This is a genomic window from Arcobacter acticola (assembly GCF_013177675.1).
In the GTDB taxonomy this organism is placed as follows: domain Bacteria; phylum Campylobacterota; class Campylobacteria; order Campylobacterales; family Arcobacteraceae; genus Aliarcobacter; species Aliarcobacter acticola.
Genome location: NZ_CP042652.1, coordinates 2313832 through 2333127, shown reverse-complemented (window position 1 = coordinate 2333127; position 19296 = coordinate 2313832). Strand labels below are relative to the sequence as shown.

The 19296-nt window shown below is 33.4% G+C and carries 13 protein-coding genes, 6 tRNA genes and 3 rRNA genes; 14 read left to right on the top strand and 8 right to left on the bottom strand.

The window, feature by feature from the left end; translation table 11 throughout:
- Window positions 1-10 precede the first annotated feature (10 nt).
- The 3 genes from AACT_RS11960 (at window position 11) to AACT_RS11950 (ending at window position 297) form a co-directional block, all read left to right on the top strand.
- A tRNA-Asn gene (locus AACT_RS11960) sits at window positions 11-85 on the top strand.
- A gap of 29 nt (window positions 86-114) precedes the next feature.
- Window positions 115-189 (top strand) — tRNA-Asn (locus AACT_RS11955).
- 33 nt (window positions 190-222) lie between these two features.
- A tRNA-Asn gene (locus AACT_RS11950) sits at window positions 223-297 on the top strand.
- 303 nt (window positions 298-600) lie between these two features.
- Here AACT_RS11950 and AACT_RS11945 read toward each other — a convergent pair.
- Both AACT_RS11945 and AACT_RS11940 read right to left on the bottom strand, forming a co-directional pair.
- On the bottom strand, window positions 601-2862 hold the full coding sequence (locus tag AACT_RS11945) for a glutamine--tRNA ligase/YqeY domain fusion protein (RefSeq protein ID WP_172127177.1): 2262 nt from the start codon (window positions 2860-2862) through the stop codon (window positions 601-603).
- A 158-nt stretch (window positions 2863-3020) separates the two neighbouring features.
- Window positions 3021-3368, bottom strand: a complete 348-nt coding sequence (locus tag AACT_RS11940; protein ID WP_228720485.1) for a winged helix-turn-helix transcriptional regulator — start codon at window positions 3366-3368, stop codon at window positions 3021-3023.
- Between the two features lie 162 nt (window positions 3369-3530).
- Here AACT_RS11940 and AACT_RS11935 point away from each other — a divergent pair, with 162 nt between their 5' ends.
- A complete protein-coding gene (locus AACT_RS11935) occupies window positions 3531-4028 on the top strand; it encodes a lactoylglutathione lyase family protein (RefSeq protein ID WP_172127175.1) in 498 nt (165 codons plus the stop codon).
- Window positions 4029-4071: 43 nt separating this feature from the next.
- Complete coding sequence (locus AACT_RS11930; protein WP_172127173.1) at window positions 4072-4695, top strand: LysE family translocator; 624 nt, start codon at window positions 4072-4074, stop codon at window positions 4693-4695.
- 45 nt (window positions 4696-4740) lie between these two features.
- On the opposite strand, the gene AACT_RS11925 is transcribed toward AACT_RS11930, so the two are convergent.
- The 4 genes from AACT_RS11925 to proV all read right to left on the bottom strand — a co-directional run bounded on the left by AACT_RS11925 (window position 4741) and on the right by proV (window position 8652).
- Complete coding sequence (locus tag AACT_RS11925; protein WP_216658200.1) at window positions 4741-5241, bottom strand: zinc-binding dehydrogenase; 501 nt, start codon at window positions 5239-5241, stop codon at window positions 4741-4743.
- A gap of 291 nt (window positions 5242-5532) precedes the next feature.
- Window positions 5533-6510 carry a glycine betaine/L-proline ABC transporter substrate-binding protein ProX gene (gene proX / locus AACT_RS11920; RefSeq protein ID WP_172127171.1) on the bottom strand — a complete coding sequence of 326 codons (978 nt, stop codon included), beginning with the start codon at window positions 6508-6510 and terminating at the stop codon, window positions 5533-5535.
- Window positions 6507-7535 carry a glycine betaine/L-proline ABC transporter permease ProW gene (gene proW, locus AACT_RS11915; RefSeq protein WP_172127169.1) on the bottom strand — a complete coding sequence of 343 codons (1029 nt, stop codon included), beginning with the start codon at window positions 7533-7535 and terminating at the stop codon, window positions 6507-6509. Before proW ends, proX begins: the two co-directional genes overlap by 4 nt.
- Window positions 7528-8652 carry a glycine betaine/L-proline ABC transporter ATP-binding protein ProV gene (proV, locus tag AACT_RS11910; protein ID WP_237682639.1) on the bottom strand — a complete coding sequence of 375 codons (1125 nt, stop codon included), beginning with the start codon at window positions 8650-8652 and terminating at the stop codon, window positions 7528-7530. The genes proW and proV overlap by 8 nt, the downstream gene beginning before the upstream one ends.
- Before the next feature lie 295 nt (window positions 8653-8947).
- Here proV and AACT_RS11905 point away from each other — a divergent pair, with 295 nt between their 5' ends.
- The 9 genes from AACT_RS11905 to AACT_RS11865 all read left to right on the top strand — a co-directional run bounded on the left by AACT_RS11905 (window position 8948) and on the right by AACT_RS11865 (window position 17191).
- Window positions 8948-9283, top strand: a complete 336-nt coding sequence (locus AACT_RS11905; RefSeq protein ID WP_172127167.1) for a c-type cytochrome — start codon at window positions 8948-8950, stop codon at window positions 9281-9283.
- Between the two features lie 449 nt (window positions 9284-9732).
- Window positions 9733-11249 (top strand): 16S ribosomal RNA (locus AACT_RS11900).
- 104 nt (window positions 11250-11353) lie between these two features.
- A tRNA-Ile gene (locus tag AACT_RS11895) sits at window positions 11354-11430 on the top strand.
- A gap of 95 nt (window positions 11431-11525) precedes the next feature.
- A tRNA-Ala gene (locus AACT_RS11890) sits at window positions 11526-11601 on the top strand.
- A 425-nt stretch (window positions 11602-12026) separates the two neighbouring features.
- Window positions 12027-14982 (top strand): 23S ribosomal RNA (locus AACT_RS11885).
- A gap of 268 nt (window positions 14983-15250) precedes the next feature.
- Window positions 15251-15366 (top strand): 5S ribosomal RNA (gene rrf, locus AACT_RS11880).
- The 16S, 23S and 5S rRNA genes sit together here with 2 tRNA genes alongside, the layout of an rRNA operon.
- Before the next feature lie 689 nt (window positions 15367-16055).
- Window positions 16056-16131: transfer RNA gene (locus AACT_RS11875), tRNA-Thr, on the top strand.
- A 48-nt stretch (window positions 16132-16179) separates the two neighbouring features.
- Window positions 16180-16407, top strand: coding sequence for a VF530 family protein (locus AACT_RS11870; RefSeq protein WP_172127165.1), 228 nt, complete (start codon window positions 16180-16182; stop codon window positions 16405-16407).
- Window positions 16408-16444: 37 nt separating this feature from the next.
- A complete protein-coding gene (locus tag AACT_RS11865; RefSeq protein WP_172127163.1) occupies window positions 16445-17191 on the top strand; it encodes a ferredoxin-thioredoxin reductase catalytic domain-containing protein in 747 nt (248 codons plus the stop codon).
- An 18-nt stretch (window positions 17192-17209) separates the two neighbouring features.
- Here AACT_RS11865 and AACT_RS11860 read toward each other — a convergent pair whose 3' ends face one another.
- Both AACT_RS11860 and ruvB read right to left on the bottom strand, forming a co-directional pair.
- Window positions 17210-18262, bottom strand: a complete 1053-nt coding sequence (locus tag AACT_RS11860; protein WP_172127161.1) for an AI-2E family transporter — start codon at window positions 18260-18262, stop codon at window positions 17210-17212.
- Window positions 18259-19296 (bottom strand): Holliday junction branch migration DNA helicase RuvB, encoded by a 1038-nt coding sequence (ruvB, locus tag AACT_RS11855; protein ID WP_172127159.1) that lies wholly within the window; start codon window positions 19294-19296, stop codon window positions 18259-18261. The genes AACT_RS11860 and ruvB overlap by 4 nt, the downstream gene beginning before the upstream one ends.

Here is a 19296-nt window from a genome sequence, read left to right as displayed (position 1 = left end):
AGTCATATAATCCGGCATAGCTCAGCGGTAGAGTAGATGACTGTTAATCATTTGGTCCCTGGTTCGAATCCAGGTGCCGGAGCCATTACTTCAATTTAATGTAAATTTATAGATTCCGGCATAGCTCAGCGGTAGAGTAGATGACTGTTAATCATTTGGTCCCTGGTTCGAATCCAGGTGCCGGAGCCATTTATAAATTTAAGATACAAAACCTTTTTAAGTTCCGGCATAGCTCAGCGGTAGAGTAGATGACTGTTAATCATTTGGTCCCTGGTTCGAATCCAGGTGCCGGAGCCACTTCAAATAAAACCCCTAAAAACTATTCTAAATAATTTATCATTTAAAAATTTATTATTAATGTTTCGTTAAAAAGATTATGCAATAATTTTGAATAATAAATAAAGGACTTACTATGAAAAAAATATTTTTATTAACTCTAACAATTTTTACAACATTTATAATAAGCGGATGTTTTCCTTTTCATCACCATCATGGTGGACCAGGTCATGGAATGCATAGATAATCTTTTGATTAAAAAAATTGATATAAAAAAAGCTTAGTATTTCTACTAAGCTTTTTTTTTGCCTGATTATTTGTTTTTTATTTTAATTTAAGAGCTACAAGTTCATTTACAACTTGTGGATTTGCTTTTCCACCAGTACTTTTTAATACTTGCCCTACAAAGAAGCCTAATAGTTTAGTATTACCTGCTTTGAATTTTGCAACATTATCTGGGTTTTTCGCAATTATCTCATCAATAATAGGTGAAATTTCGGAAGGGTCGCTTATTTGAACTAATCCTTTATCTTTTACAATTTGTGTTGGATTAATTCCAGATTTTACCATCTCTTCAAATACGTCTTTAGCTATTTTACTAGAAATAGTTTCATCATCAATCATTTTAACAAGTTCTGCAATTTGTGATGGAGTAAATTTTACTTGACTTAATTCCATTTGTTTTAATTCTCTAGCTACTTCATTTACAACAATATTAGCTAATGTTATAGGGCTATTAACTAGTATTTGTGCTTCTTCATAGAAATGAGAAAGATGTTCATCTCTTGCAAGAATATTTGCTACTTCGCTATTTAATCCAAGTGTATTTGTATATTTTTCAAATGCTGCTTTTTGATCTTCATTCATAGGTTCCATAGAGCCTACAACTTGTACTTTTTGCATTTGTACTTTTTGCGTATTTTTAACTTCTGGTTCTACTATTTTTGTTTTTTTAGCCCAAGAATCTTTTAATCCTACAATTTTATTAAATACTGGTTTTTCATTTGTATAATCAATAGGATCAGCATAAAAATATCCTTGTCTTTCAAACTGAAATCTCTCATCAATTTTATCTGTAATAACTGCAGGTTCAACAAGTGCATTTTTGATAATTTTTAAAGAATCTGGATTTAAATCTTCTAACCCTTCCGGTGCTTCATTTTTGAATAATCTATCATAAACTCTTAGTTCTACTGTTTTTGCTTCTTTTGCACTTACCCATTGAATTGCACTATTAACTTTTATACCGCTTGTATCTGAGCCACTTTTTGATTCAGGGTAATACTCTGCTTTAATTTCTATTATCTTTCCATCTAAGTTTTTTATAACCTCTTTACAAGCAATTATATAACCATGTCTTAGACGAACAGGTTGTTCAGGTGTAAGACGGAAGTATCCTTTTGGAGGATTTTCCATAAAGTCATCTCTTTCAATATAAATATCTTTAGAAAAAGGTAATTTTCTTGAACCATCTTTTGGTACATCATGAGGGTAATATGGAGCATCAATTTCTTCACTACCTTCATAATTTTCAATTGTTACTTTTAGTGGATCCATTACACATAATACACGAGGTACTTTTTGATTTAAATCATCCCTAATACAAAATTCTAGTTGTGCAACATCAACCATTGAATTTGCTTTTGCAATTCCAATTTGGTCACAGAAGTTTAAAATTGATTCTTTTGTATATCCTCTTCTTTTATATCCAGCAATTGTTGGCATTCTTGGGTCATCCCAACCACTAACATACTCACCATTAACTAAGTCTAAAAGTTTTCTTTTACTCATAACAGTGTAGTTAATTCCTAGTCTTGCAAACTCATGCTGATAAGGACGAGGTAATTTAAGCTCAAGAGTATCTAGTAACCAATCATAAATATCTCGATTATTTTCAAATTCAAGTGTACAAATAGAGTGAGAAACACCTTCAATATAGTCAGATAAACAATGGGCAAAGTCATACATTGGATAAATACACCAATCATCGCCTGTTCTGAAATGATGCGCATGTCTGATTCTATATAAAAGTGGATCTCTCATTTTCATATTAGCAGCACTCATATCAATCTTTGCTCTTAATACATGTTCCCCATCTTTAAATTCACCGTTTTTCATTCGCTCTAAAAGGTCTAGATTTTCTTCAACTGTACGCTGTGCATAAATGCTACGTTTTCCAGCTTGTGTAACAGTTCCACGATATTCTCTTATTTCTTCTTCTGTTAAGCTATCAACATATGCTTTATTCATTTTAATTAGTTTAACTGCATAATCGTATATTTTAGAAAAATAATCAGAAGTAAAATATACATTTTCTCCCCAGTTAAATCCAAGCCATTGAACAGCGTCTTTTAAAGCTTCTACATATTTTGTATCTTCTTTAGTTGGATTTGTATCATCCATTCTAAGGTTGCAATGACCATTATAATCCTTTGCAATTCCAAAATTTATACAAATAGATTTAGCATGTCCAATGTGTGGAAATCCATTAGGTTCCGGTGGAAATCTTGTAATTACTTCTTTATACTTCCCTGCCTTTAAGTCTTCTTCAACTATTGTACGTAAAAAATCTTTACTTTCACTCATTATTATTAAACCTTTTGATTTTGATACTCTTTTAAGAATTCTATTTTATCAAATTAGAGCTTATAGCATCACGAGTTGTTAGATGAAGTGAAAAAGAAAAGATGCAGAAAATTAATTTATTTAGAAGATATTGTTAGTTTATAAAAAAATATTAAAATTTATTTTTTCTTCATATTTTTTCGAGCCCAATTTTCAAGATAATTTAAGGGCTCAAAAAGTGTTTTACCTTTTGCTGTAATATTGTATTCAACTCTAGGTGGAACTTCTGGAAATACAGTTCTTTCTATTAACTCGTTTTGTTCCATAATTCTTAAATGTTCAGATAAAACTTTTTTTGAAATACCAGGAACTATTTTTTGTATTTGTGAAAATCTTAAATCTTCTTTTATTAAATGCCATATAATTAGAGCTCTCCATTTACCTGCTAATAAATCCATTGATGCTTCCAATGGACATTTATACTCTTTTTCATTGTATTTGTAGATTTTTTCATTGCCTCTAGTCATATTTTTTCCTAAATTTGTAAATTTTTTATTACTATTTCTAATAGATTATTTCCTAAGAGAAACTTTTAGGTAACCTAATAACTTAAAGGTTACGTCTTCCAAAAGTATTATTATCTAGTTATTATTTCTTGAATTATAACATAAATTAAAGGAGGAAAAAAAATGAGTAATTATCCAAGAGCTTTTTCACATATAGGAATAACAGTTCCAAATTTAGAAGAGGCAGTGAAATTTTATAGTGATGTTATGGGTTGGTATATAATGATGGGCCCAACAGAAGTTTTAGAAGAAAATAGTACAGCAATTGGTCAAATGTGCATTGATGTTTTTGGAAAAGGTTGGGGAAGTTTTAAAATAGCACACTTATCAACAAGTGATACTATAGGTATTGAGTTATTTGAATTCCCTCAAAATTTAACACCAAAACATGAATTCAATCCATATCAAACAGGAATTTTCCACTTTTGTGTAAAAGATCCAGATATTGAAGGATTAGTTGAAAAAATTGTAGCAGCAGGTGGAAAACAAAGAATGCCAATTAGGGAATATTTCCCAGGTGAAAAACCATATAAAATGGTATATTGTGAAGATCCATTTGGAAATATCGTAGAAATTTATACACATTCTTACGAATTAGTATATTCGGCTTCTTACAAATAAGAAAATTTATACTATAATAAAACAAAAACAGAGGTTTGATTTTATGGGTGAATATTCTTTTCTTTTGGCGATTGCCATTGTCTTTATGTTTGGAACAATGAGCCCAGGACCTAGTTTTATTCTTGTTGCAAAAACTGCTGTTTCAAAGCCTTTTAATGAAGGAATTGGCGTTTCTATTGGATTATCAATAGGAGCTGTTTGCTTTACATTATTAGCAATTTTTGGATTATATGCCTTATTTGAAACAGTGCCTTTTTTATATGGAATATTTAAACTTTTAGGTGGAATATATTTAATATATTTAGCATATAAAATTTGGAAATACTCACATGAATCATTATCAATGGATATGAAACTAGAGCAAAGTAAAAAAGGTTTTTTTAAAGCGGTTTTATTTGGTTTTATAACACAAATCAGTAATCCAAAAACAGCAATTATAATAGGAAGTATTTTTGCAGCATTATTACCAAAAGAATTACCTGTTTATAGCGAACTATTATTATGCTTGATTGCTTTTTTTATAGATGCAATTTGGTATTGTCTGGTTGTAGTTTTATTATCTACGCAAAAATCTCAAAAAATTTATTTACGGTTTAAAAAATATATTGATAGAGTTGCCGGGACTTTACTAGCAGCCTTAGGTATAAAACTAGCTCTTGATTATTAGTGAGTCAGCATATATGATAAAGATTGGCTTATTAGATTTTCAAAATTATATTGAAAAAACTATCTTTCCAATATGTTTCTTTTTTAGAAATTCTTTTTGAGCATCAACGATGTTTTCTAAAGGATATATTTTTGCAACTAAAGGTTTAATATCTTTATTTTCAATTCTTTTTATCAAATTCCCAAAAACTTCAGCTTCTAAAACAGTACAACCAAAAAAGCTTAAATCTTTTAAATAAAGTGTTCTAATATCAAGTTCAACTATAGGCCCAGCAATAGCTCCTGAAACTGCATATCTTCCTTTGGGTTTTAAAACTTCTAAGAATTTACCCCATGCTTCACCTGCAACTAAATCAATAACTACATTAATACTACTTTTTCCTAAGACTTCAACTATGTCATCATGTCTTGAGATAACTTGTGAAGCTCCTAATGATTTTATTTCATCAAATTTTGAAGGGCTAGTTATGGCTATAACTTTTGCACCTCTTGCCTTAGCTAATTGAATTGCTGCACTTCCAACTCCACCTGAAGCTCCTGAAATCAAAACCACATCATTTTGATTTACATTGGCCCTTGTTAAAAGATTTTCAGCAGTTGAATAAGAACAAGGAAAAGAAGCTAGTTGGCTATTAGTAAAAGAGCTATTAATTTTATGTGCGTCTTCAATTAAAACCTCAGTATCTTTTGGAATAGGGCATGTGTAGTTTTTTACATATTCAAGTTGATCGTAGTCATCATTAGCTTTTAAAATTATAGCTTTAATATTTGAGATTATTTTGAGTTATTATTTAAAGGAGGTAAAACAAGAGTTGAATAACTCTTGTTTTATGAGTACTTATTTAGCAGCTTTAGCTTCTTTTATCCAAGCATCAACTTTTTCTGAATTGTTTTCTAACCAAAGTTTTACGTGTCTTTCTATGTCTTTTTCTTTATTTTGACCATTTGCCATAAGCATGTTTTGACCACTAATATCATTTACATCTAATTTAATAATATCAAATAGTTTCGCAATATCTTTATGCTTAGTTTTTACACTTGCATTTGAAGCAATTCTTTGATTATTTACATTAAATCCATAATCAGCACCATTTGAAAGTTTTGTAGAAGGAGTATTAGGATTAGCCGAATGAGTTACTTGTAAAAATACAACATCTTTACCAGGAACTAATTTACCACTCACCCAATATGGAGTCCAAGTGTAATATAAAATTGGCTTACCTGTTTTGTAATTTGCAATAGTATTTGCAATTAATGCAGAATATTCACCTTGATTATGTTCAACAGTATCTCTCAAATTATAAGCATCTAATTGATGTTCAATAACTTTTTCACATCCCCAACCAGCATTACATCCTGTTAAGTTTGCTTTTCCATTTCCATCAGTATCAAAAAGTTTAGCTATTTCTGGTTTTTTAAGATCATTATAGTATTTGATATTATATTTATCTGCAGTTTTTTTATCAATTAGGTAACCTTGCGCACAATTAGCAATAAATTTATCATATGTAACAATATTTTTATCTCCACCTAGAGCTTCTAATTTTGAATTATGCAAAGGATCCCACATAGAAGCTAGGAAATATACATCTTCGCTATTTGCATTATTTGCAATTGTTTGAAATGCGATATCATAATTCACATCATTTGTACTTACAATTTCATGACCCATCTTTTCTAAAATTCCATTTACTACTAACATTTGAAATGTTTCTTCTGCAATATTTGATTTAAGTGCCGTAACTTTTGCTCCAAATAAACTTGAAGCAAGTAGTAATGAACTTAATCCACCTATTAATATTTTTTTACTAATCATTTTTTTCCTTTATTTGTTAATTTATACATAAAACCAATTGGTCCTTTTTGAAACCATTTAGTTTTGTCATTTTTATCTTTTTGTCCCATTGCTTGGGTTAATCTATCTAAGATTACGGCTAATAAAACAATACCTAATCCACCAACAGCTGCAAGTCCTACATCCAATCTTCCAATTCCTCTTAAAACCATTTGTCCTAAACCACCAACTGCAATCATTGATGCGATTACTACCATAGAAAGTGCAAGCATAAGAGTTTGATTTACTCCTGCCATAATTGTAGGCATAGCAACAGGAATTTGAACTTTCCAAAGCATTTGAGAAGAACTTGCCCCAAATGATCTTGAAGCTTCGATTAAATCAGCAGGAACTTGTCTAATACCTAAATTAGTTAATCTAATCAAAGGTGGAAGAGCAAAGATAATTGTAACAATTACTCCAGGTACATTTCCAATTCCAAATAGCATTACAATTGGAATCAAATATACGAAAGCTGGTGTTGTTTGCATTGCATCAAGTATTGGTCTTAGTATTTTATTGACAGTATCACTTCTTGCACTCCAAATTCCAAGGGGAAGACCTATTATTATAGAAAAAAGAACAGCTGTTATAACTAAAGATAATGTAATCATAGCTTCATCCCAAGCACCAATAAATCCAATAATTAGAAAGGAAATCAAAGTTCCAAGAGCTAGCTTTTTTGTTGAAAATTGTAAAGCTAAAAGTATAAAAAAGAGAATCACTACATATGGATTTAAAAATAATAAAAAACTTTCAATTGATCTTAATACAATATCAACAGGTGCTTTAGCAGCTAAAAAAACTTCTCTAAAATTTTCAACAAGCCAGTCAATCCCTTTATTTGTCCAATCATCAAAAGGAATTACTGCATCTTTAAAAGGATTTAATATATCAAAATCTTTCACTTCTTCAATAGGAACATTAGTTTCAGCTTCCATCCAGTTAACAGAGGATTCTTTATTTTCTTGTGCAGTTGAGGCATTTCCCCATGGATCATTACTCATTATCTACTCCTTCATCAAAAACTTTTAGTAATCTACTTTTAGAAATTGTTCCTTTATATTTACCATTATTATCAATAACAGCAGTAGGATAAATATTGTTAGCAATATCTGATATAAACTCAGAAATTGGAAGATTTTCATTAATAGTTTGTTCATTGATTATCGCATCATGAATAGTACCATTTGATTTTTGTTGTTTTTTCAATGATTCTAAGGTAAGTAATCCTATATATTTTCCACTTTTCTCAACAAAGTAACAGTAGTCTTCATCGAAATCTGATATATATTGTAAAGCGGATTTTATTCCAGTACTTTCTTTATTTATGATTGTAGAGTGTGATTTTTTAACAATATGTGATGCTGTTAAAACTGAAGTTACATCAACACCTTTAAAAAATGATCTAACATAATCATTAGCAGGTTGATTAATAATTTCTTCAGGAGTTCCTACTTGGCAAACTTCACCATTTTGCATAATAGCAATTCTGTCACCGATTCTTATTGCTTCATCTAAATCATGTGAAATAAAGACAATAGTTCTTTTAGCTTTTTCTTGAAGCACTAAAAGTTCATCTTGCATTTCTGTTCGAATTAATGGATCTAATGCTGAAAATGCTTCATCCATAAGCATAATATCAGGATTGTTAGCTAAAGCTCTAGCAAGCCCAACTCTTTGTTGCATTCCACCACTTAATTCATCTGGATAAGATTCTGCATAATTGCCAAGTCCCACTTGCTCTAAGGCATTTTGTGCAGCTGTATATCTTTCTGTTTTTGATATTCCACTTAATTCTAATCCAAAAGATGTATTATCTATAATATTCATATGTGGCATCAGTGCAAAAGATTGAAAAACCATTGATATTTTTTTTCTTCTGATATCTATTAGTTCTTTATCATTTAAATTTGTTACATCAGTTTCATCAATATAGATTTTTCCTGAGCTTGGCTCAATCAATCTATTAAGTAGTCTTACAAGCGTAGATTTACCTGAGCCCGATAAGCCCATAATTACGAAAATTTCACCTTCATTTATTTCAAAACTAGCGTCTTGAACACCTATTGTCATTCCTGTTTTCTTAAAGATTTCATCTTTAGATAAACCGCTTTCTAGCATTTTTAAAGCTTTTTTAGGATTTTCTCCAAAGACTTTAAAAACATTCTTTATAACAAGTTTTTTATTTATTGAATTAATGTTTTCTTGCTCCTGTATATTTATTTGTTACTACATTATTGTGAAAATTTCCTTACAAAAAGATTAAATTATACATTAATTATGTAAATATTATACATAAATAATGTAAAAATAATCCAAAATATTAGAGGTAAATAACAATTTGTTCTAATATCATTAAGATTAAAATTGAATACATTAAATAATTTTTTAAACCTACTTGTTATAAACTTTATGTATGAAAATTAAACTACTAATATTACTTTTATCAATAAACTTATTTGCTTCATCATATGGTGAGTTGTTATTTAATGGAAACTGCATTACCTGTCACAGTACAAATGAGTTAAATAAATCAGCTCCTACTATAATAGAAATACAAAAAATATATAAAAGTTCTTTTCCTTTGAAAAAAGATTTTATACATTATATGAGTACCTGGGTACTAAATCCAAATAAAGAAACATCACTTATGGATGATGCAATAGAAAAATATAAATTAATGCCAATGTTAGGTTATGACAAAGAAACATTAGAAGAAATAAGTTCATATTTATATGATTTGACTAATTAAATCCATAAAAAACCAAATAAAAACACTCAAATCCCATTATAACCCAATAAAAAGCAAGTAAAACCCCAAAAAAACACAAAGAAGAAATTGAATCCAAAAATTTAAGCCAAATTTCAGCTAAAAGGTCTTGACAAACCCAGAGGAATCTATTATAATTCCCGTCCAATTTGACTGGAACGCATCAAACGAAAGTGTGATGGTAACGAGATAGTTTGAATGTGATGATCTTTAAAATAAATTATAACGTTTATAAAGTAATCTTTGTAAACCGAATATGTAATTCTTGTTGTTTAAATCTGTCAATTTATTCAGATTAAAAATAAGAATAATGTTAAATATATAAAACAAGAAAAGTATGGTAAAACATATTAAACTTGTCTATTAACTTATGAGTGATAATTTTGTAATTAGTAAAATAATACAGAAGAAGTCAAGTTCAAAAACTTCAATTTATGGAGAGTTTGATCCTGGCTCAGAGTGAACGCTGGCGGCGTGCTTAACACATGCAAGTCGAACGAGAACGGATTATAGCTTGCTATAATTGTCAGCTAAGTGGCGCACGGGTGAGTAATATATAGGTAACGTGCCCCAAAGAAGAGGATAACAGATGGAAACGTCTGCTAAGACTCTATATGCCTTTATGACAAAAGTCAGCAAGGGAAATATTTATAGCTTTGGGATCGGCCTGTACAGTATCAGTTAGTTGGTGAGGTAATGGCTCACCAAGACAATGACGCTTAACTGGTTTGAGAGGATGATCAGTCACACTGGAACTGAGACACGGTCCAGACTCCTACGGGAGGCAGCAGTGGGGAATATTGCACAATGGACGAAAGTCTGATGCAGCAACGCCGCGTGGAGGATGACACATTTCGGTGCGTAAACTCCTTTTATATGGGAAGATAATGACGGTACCATATGAATAAGCACCGGCTAACTCCGTGCCAGCAGCCGCGGTAATACGGAGGGTGCAAGCGTTACTCGGAATCACTGGGCGTAAAGAGCGTGTAGGCGGATAGGTAAGTCAGAAGTGAAATCCAATAGCTCAACTATTGAACTGCTTTTGAAACTGCTTATCTAGAATATGGGAGAGGTAGATGGAATTTCTGGTGTAGGGGTAAAATCCGTAGAGATCAGAAGGAATACCGATTGCGAAGGCGATCTACTGGAACATTATTGACGCTGAGACGCGAAAGCGTGGGGAGCAAACAGGATTAGATACCCTGGTAGTCCACGCCCTAAACGATGTACACTAGTTGTTGTGAGGCTCGACCTTGCAGTAATGCAGTTAACACATTAAGTGTACCGCCTGGGGAGTACGGTCGCAAGATTAAAACTCAAAGGAATAGACGGGGACCCGCACAAGCGGTGGAGCATGTGGTTTAATTCGACGATACACGAAGAACCTTACCTGGACTTGACATAGTAAGAACTTTCTAGAGATAGATTGGTGTCTGCTTGCAGAAACTTATATACAGGTGCTGCACGGCTGTCGTCAGCTCGTGTCGTGAGATGTTGGGTTAAGTCCCGCAACGAGCGCAACCCTCGTCATTAGTTGCTAACAGTTCGGCTGAGAACTCTAATGAGACTGCCTACGCAAGTAGGAGGAAGGTGAGGATGACGTCAAGTCATCATGGCCCTTACGTCCAGGGCTACACACGTGCTACAATGGGGTATACAAAGAGCAGCAATACGGTGACGTGGAGCAAATCTCAAAAATATCTCCCAGTTCGGATTGTAGTCTGCAACTCGACTACATGAAGTTGGAATCGCTAGTAATCGTAGATCAGCTATGCTACGGTGAATACGTTCCCGGGTCTTGTACTCACCGCCCGTCACACCATGGGAGTTGAACTCATTCGAAGCGGGGATGCTAAAATAGCTACCTTCCACAGTGGATTCAGCGACTGGGGTGAAGTCGTAACAAGGTAACCGTAGGAGAACCTGCGGTTGGATCACCTCCTTTCAGAGATAAGAGATCAGATTCGTTTCTGATTTCAAATATCAAATAAAGAAAATGGCAAAGATTTTATATATTCGGTTTATAAAGATTATTTAAATAGGTAGTAGGGGCCTATAGCTCAGCTGGCTAGAGCGCTCGACTGATAATCGTGAGGTCCCAGGTTCAAGTCCTGGTAGGCCCACCATGATAATCTTATAATGTTGAATGTTAAATTTTAAATGTTGAATTAATTTTTTTAATTCAAAATTCAGAATTTAGAATTCAAAATTATTAGTCCCAGGGGAATTAGCTCAGCTGGGAGAGCGCCTGCTTTGCACGCAGGAGGTCAGCGGTTCGATCCCGCTATTCTCCACCACCTATTTTAGAGTTCAGTAATCAGAGTTCAGTGCTCAGAAGATAGAATTTAAAGTTCAGTTATAATAATTTAGCTTGAGAGTAAAATTAAATATAAGTTCAAATTAGTTTGAATTTATATTTGATTTTCGAATCAAAACTTTTAGAGAAATCTAAAATGATATTTAAAAATATAATGTTAAAGTCTTTAATTTTTTCGTTTAATTTACGTTCGAAAGAACATAATTTAAAAACAAAAATTTAATTATCTAAAAATTGTTACCTTGAAAAAACTTGTTTTTTTAAGATAATTTGAAATAGATAGAACACAACTAATTTTATTAAGATGTAAGAGTTGATGATTAGATTCATTAATTTAAATATGTTTAATAAGATAGTAGCCAAAGAATAATTATCAAAAATGCGACAGAATTTAATTCTGTTTATTAATAAGCTATTAAGGGCTAATGGTGGATGCCTAGATTGTAAGAGGCGATGAAGGACGTATTAGGCTGCGATAAGCCCCGGGGAGCTGCCAAAGAGCTTTGATCCGAGGATTTCCGAATGGGGCAACCCAGTATAATGAGAATTATATTACCCTGCGGGGAGCTAACCTGGTGAAGTGAAACATCTCAGTAGCCAGAGGAAGAGAAATCAAACGAGATTCCGTCAGTAGCGGCGAGCGAACGCGGATTAGGACAAACCCAATGCTTGCATTGGGGGTTGTAGGACCATGATATGAGACTAAAGAAGATAGATGAAATACTTGGAAAAGTGTAGCATAGAAGGTGAAACTCCTGTAATTTAAATTTTCAATAGCTCTAATGGTATCCTGAGTAGGTCGGAACACGTGATATTTTGACTGAAACTGGGGGGACCACCCTCCAATCCTAAATACTACTTACAAATCGATAGTGAACAAGTACCGTGAGGGAAAGGTGAAAAGTACTCCAGCGAGGAGAGTGAAATAGAACCTGAAACCATTAGCTTACAATCATTCAGAGCCCTATGATTTATCAGGGTGATGGACTGCCTTTTGCATAATGAGCCTGCGAGTTGTGGTGTCTGGCAAGGTTAAGTCAAGTACGAAGCCGTAGCGAAAGCGAGTCTTAATAGGGCGAAATAGGGTCCCCATTAAGAACTTTATGTTCTTAATGGGTTCCCTTAGTCAGATGCTGCAGACCCGAAACGAAGTGATCTATCCATGAGCAGGTTGAAGCTGGTGTAAGAGCCAGTGGAGGACCGAACCCGCAGGCGTTGAAAAGTCTTGGGATGACTTGTGGATAGGGGTGAAAGGCCAATCAAACTTCGTGATAGCTGGTTCTCTCCGAAATATATTTAGGTATAGCCTTGTGTTGTAGCATATAGGGGTAGAGCACTGAATGGGCTAGGGCTGCTTACCGCGGTACCAAACCCTATCAAACTATGAATACTATATGTGGAATCACAGGAGTCAGGCGGTGGGTGATAAAATCCATCGTCGAGAGGGGAACAACCCAGACTAACAGCTAAGGTCCCAAAGTCACATCTAAGTGGAAAACGATGTGGAGTTACTGTGACAACCAGGAGGTTGGCTTAGAAGCAGCCATCCTTTAAAGAAAGCGTAACAGCTCACTGGTCTAGTGATTCTGCGCGGAAAATATAACGGGGCTAAGATGTGCACCGAAGCTTTAGATTCAATTTTTAATTGAGTGGTAGGAGAGCGTTCTATTCAGCGTTGAAGATGTACCGGTAAGGAGCGTTGGAGCGGATAGAAGTGAGCATGCAGGCATGAGTAGCGATAATTGAGGTGAGAATCCTCAACGCCGAAAACCCAAGGTTTCCTACGCGATGCTCGTCATCGTAGGGTTAGTCGGGTCCTAAGTCGAGTCCGAAAGGGGTAGACGATGGCAAATTGATTAATATTTCAATACCAACATACAAGCGCGATGTGGGGACGCATAGAGTTAGTCGAGCTCACTGATGGAATAGTGGGTCGAAGGACGTAGGCTGTAACTTAGGCAAATCCGGGTTACATGAGGCCGAGATCTTACAGGCTCCTGACACTCTTCGGAGGAGAGGGAGAATCGATGATACTGTCGTGCCAAGAAAAGCCACTAAGTATATTGTATGTTGCCCGTACCGTAAACCGACACAGGTGGGTGGGATGAGTATTCTAAGGCGCGTGGAAGAACCCTGGTTAAGGAACTCTGCAAACTAGCACCGTATCTTCGGTATAAGGTGTGCCTACTTTGGTATAGGAACTTGCTTCCAAAAGCTAGAGAGGTTGCAACAAAGAGTCCCTCCCGACTGTTTACCAAAAACACAGCACTTTGCTAACACGTAAGTGGATGTATAAGGTGTGACGCCTGCCCGGTGCTCGAAGGTTAACTGATGATGTCAGCGCAAGCGAAGCATTTGATTGAAGCCCGAGTAAACGGCGGCCGTAACTATAACGGTCCTAAGGTAGCGAAATTCCTTGTCGGTTAAATACCGACCTGCATGAATGGCGTAACGAGATGGGAGCTGTCTCAACCAGGGATCCAGTGAAATTGTAGTGGAGGTGAAAATTCCTCCTACCCGCGGAAAGACGGAAAGACCCCGTGCACCTTTACTACAGCTTGACACTGTAGCTTGGATATTCATGTGCAGGATAGGTGGGAGGCTATGATATATGGACGCAAGTACATATGGAGCCATCCTTGAGATACCACCCTTGAATATTTGAGTTACTAACTGCGACGAGTCAACCTCGTTCAGGACAATGTCTGGTGGGTAGTTTGACTGGGGCGGTCGCCTCCTAAAAAGTAACGGAGGCTTACAAAGGTTAGTTCATGGCGGATGGAAATCGCCAGTTGAGTATAATGGCATAAACTAGCTTGACTGTGAGACATACAAGTCGAACAGAGACGAAAGTCGGTCATAGTGATCCGGTGGTTCTGTGTGGAAGGGCCATCGCTCAAAGGATAAAAGGTACGCCGGGGATAACAGGCTGATCTCCCCCAAGAGCTCACATCGACGGGGAGGTTTGGCACCTCGATGTCGGCTCATCGCATCCTGGGGCTGAAGTAGGTCCCAAGGGTATGGCTGTTCGCCATTTAAAGCGGTACGCGAGCTGGGTTCAGAACGTCGTGAGACAGTTCGGTCCCTATCTTCCGTGGGCGTAGGAAAGTTGAAGAGATTTGTCCCTAGTACGAGAGGACCGGGATGAACGTACCACTGGTGTACCAATTGTTCTGCCAAGAGCATCGTTGGGTAGCTACGTACGGATGTGATAAGAGCTGAAAGCATCTAAGCTCGAAGCCAACTCTAAGATTAACTTTCCCTGAAGTTCCCAGTAAGACTAACTGGTTGATAGGCTAGATGTGTAAGCGTTGTAAGACGTTTAGCTGACTAGTACTAATAGAACGTTTGGCTTATTTTATATTCTTTGGTTTACTATCTTATTAAATATATGAGAAACGTTATTAAAAGTGAACTGCTTCACTTTTATAGTTTCGGAACCGTAGCTTTTATGGTTATGCATAAGCGCAGGATATATTTAATAAACAAATTGTGTTTATTTTAAGACTTTAACATTATTTTTTCTTAACTCTAGTATAGAGTTGAGTGTTAAGTATAATTTACTTAATTTGGGTTTTAATTCAAAATTCAAAATTAAGCATTCAAAATTAAATTTAACACTCAACTTTGCTGGTGGCTATAGAGAAGTGGAAATACCCAGTCCCATTCCGAACCTGGAAGTCAAGCACTTCATCGCCGATAATACTGCCGGGTCCCCTGGTGGAAACGTAGGCCGCTGCCAGCTCTTGAGTTTATTAATCAAAGCTTTTACTTATTCATACTTTAAAAAGTATTTTTAGGTAGAAGCTTTTTTTTTAGTTTGTTTTTTTGGGTTTTATCTTTTTTGGCTTGACTTTCTGAGCACTGAACTCTGAGCACTGAATTCTGAGCACTGAATTCTGGTTTTTTACTTAGCGCTTAATACTTAGCACAGGTCTTTAATACACTAATAGACCAATATACACCAATAAACTAACTACATTACTCTACTCTAAATTCTGACTTCTAAGCATAATTTCTAATTACTGTATATAAAATAATCTATTAAGTAACCTTATTATGTCTAATTTATTATATAATTTTAACAATTATAAAGTACAATTAAATTAAAAAGGAAAAAAAAATGGAACCTTTATACAAAGTTAGCAAACACAATTCATATGGTGTATCTATTATTCCAGACGAAAAAGACAAGACTAAATCATACATTATGTTAGATGGTTATGTAATTGGCGTACAAGTTAATACTGGTACTATTTACAAGAAGTAGTTTACACATTAATTTTAATAGTTAGGCTTTTAAGTCTAACTATTCTTCTTTCTTCTAAACAAACTTTTTTAACTATACTAATTTAGATACTCATTACTGATTTTATAACTCCTTATGCTCTTTTTTGCTACAATTCCCATCCTTTTACATTCCTATTTTTACACGCTTGCATAGCTCCAATGGTAGAGCAATTCCATGGTAAGGAAGAGGTTATCGGTTCAACTCCGATTGTGAGCACCACTTTATGTTATACTTTTATTATAAGAAAATATTAACTAGGAAAATGAATTGAATGAAAACCCAAATAATCCATTACATGGAATTAAGTTAGAAATGATAATAAATTCATTAGTAGAATACTATGGATGGAACGAATTAGGAAGATTGATAAATATTAATAGTTTTAACTATGAGCCTTCTGTGAAATCGAGTTTAAAATTTCTTAGAAAAACTCCATGGGCTAGAGAAAAAGTTGAAAAATTATATTTAAATACTTTTATTAAAAAAGATATTTAAGTTAAGAATATAAAATAAGAAAATACTAGGATAAAAAATGATTAGAAAAATAGATATAAATAGTGAAGAATTTCAATTGGAACTTGAGTTAACAAAACAATTTACAGATAAAGTAGTTGCTGATCATGGATTCTCTTATAATCCAGATGATGAGATTAATGAATCTATTCAAATGGGTCTTTCTAGAAATAAAATGATTTATGGAAAAAGATTTTGTCCATGTTTTATGGTTATTGGTGAAACTGCAAAAGAGCAAGAAACAAGTGAAAATAGATTATGTCCGTGTACTCCAGCTCTTACAAATGAAATACCATCAAAAGGTTCATGTCACTGTGGAATTTTTTGTACTGTTGAAAAAGCACAAGAGATTGAAAAAGAAAATGATACACATGATGCTATTGCTACACACTCAAGAGGTTTATCAAAAGATGAATGTGAAAAACTTTTAACTAAAAATGAAGTTAATTCTCAAGAGTTAGAATCATTATTAGAAGCTAGAGAATTAGGTTTTGTAAAGTTTAATTTAGTTGATACAAGAGAATGGATGGAATGGGTTGGAACAAGAATAAAAGGTACAGATTATTTAATTCCTACAACTTCATTTTATCAAGCCTTAGAAAGAATCACAGATCAAAAAAGTACTTCAGTAGTAGTTTATTGTCATAGCGGAAGTAGAAGCGCTTATTGTCAAAGAATTATGAAAGATTTAGGATTTAAATCTGTTGCTAATTTAGATTACGGTATTTCATCTTTTGGTGGACAAAGAGAAAGTGGAGATAATTAATTTCTTTGATTATGTATTCTAGTCATAGGATACATGCTCTTTAAAGTCATCTGAATATTTTTTTAATAGATGCATAATTGATATGAAAAATGTCACCATTGCCGGCCCTATAATCATTCCCCAAAAACCAAAAGTCGAAAGACCAGCTACTATTGAAAAGAAAATTAAAAGTTCATTTACACTTGTTGGTGTTTTTACTACTTTTTGATTTATATATTTGATAATCATTGGTTTTATAAATGTATCTGCAATTATAGAAATTACCACTATGGAATATACTGCAATAATTATTGCATTTGGTAATGAGTTTGTTGTTGCTTCATAAATTACAATTGGAAGCCACATTATAACCCCTCCAACAACTGGAATTAGTGATGCAAAACCATATAAAACTCCGAAAAGTAATCCATCATATCCGAAAAATGTTAAGAAAAACCCAAATAAAAATCCTTCAAATATAGCTGTAATTAAAATAGAATAAAGTACAACAGTCATTACATTTGATGACTCATAAAATAAAATAGTAGAGTCGTCTTTTTTTATTGGTAATAATTCTTTCATAAAAGTTGCAATTGAAGTTGAATACAAAGTGAAGAAAAAGAAAAATATTAATATCATTACCATATCTATCATAAATTTAGCAGAGTTTTTTCCTAAGAATGCACTAATTGATAATATATTTTCTACAGTTTTACCAATATCAATTTTTGAAGTTAAATCATTTAAAAAATCATTTAGAAAAACTAAATCAGATATCATTTTTTGAACGAAGATTTTCATATCACTTAAATTATTAATCAATACTTGTTGATCCACTTGATTAAAAAAGTTTGCAAATGAAAAAATACAATATAAAATTGGAATAAAAAATAGTGCTGTTAGCCCTATAGTCATAATTGAACTTGCAATTATTCTACTTTTTAGTCTGTTTTCTAAATATAGGGTTGCAGTACTTGTTGCAACTGCTAGTAAAACAGATACGAAAATCGATTTTAAAAATGGACTAAATAATTCCACCATAAAAAATATCATAACAATAGCAATAGCAACTAAAAAGTAAACTGCTTTCAAAATAATTTTCCTTGGTTTACATTATCATCTAATTTTTCACTTCCTGGATATGAAAGTCTAAACATTTCATAAGTTTTTAATGAAGCTACTCTTCCACGTGCAGTTCTTTCTATATATCCATTTGCAAGTAAATAAGGCTCAATAGCATCTTCAATTGTTCCTTCATCTTCACTAAGAGCAGCAGCCATTGTAGAAAGTCCCATTGGTTTTCCTCGATTTGAAATTAATAGTTCAAGAAGATTTATATCCATTTCATCAAAGCCACTTTCATTTACTCCTAATTCATCTAAGGCATATTTACATCTTGAAATATGAATAAAATCTTCATTTTCAACTTCTGCAAAGTCTCTTACTCTTTTTAAAAGTCGAAGTGCTACCCTTGGAGTTCCTCTACTTCTTCTTGAAATTTCAAACGCTGCATCATTCTCACATGATTTTGAAAGTTTATCTGCTGCTTTTCTAACAATTTTTGATAACTCATCGTGATTATAAAATTGCATTCTAAAATGCATACCAAATCTTTCTCTTAAAGGATTTGATAACATTCCAGCTCTTGTTGTAGCTCCAATTAAAGTAAATCTTGGCAAATCAATTTTTACAGTTTGTGCAGCTGGTCCTGAACCAATTATAATATCTAATCTATAATCTTCCATTGCAGGATAAAGTATCTCTTCAACAGTTGGTGAAAGTCTATGAATTTCATCTATAAATAAAATATCTCCTTCTTCAAGGTTTGTTAATATTGCTGCTAAATCACCTGATTTTTCAATCATAGGCCCAGCTGTTACTTTAATATTTGTATTCATTTCATTTGAAATAAGATATGACAAAGTTGTTTTCCCAAGTCCTGGCGGTCCATAAAAAAGTATATGATCTAATGCTTCTTTTCTTTTTTTAGAGGCTTCAATAAATACTTTTAAATTTTTTTTGATTTTTTCTTGACCTATATAATCGTCCCAATTTGAAGGACGTAAGCTTACTTCTGCATTATCTTCTTCAAAAGATACTGACTCAACTTCTACTATTCTTTCCAT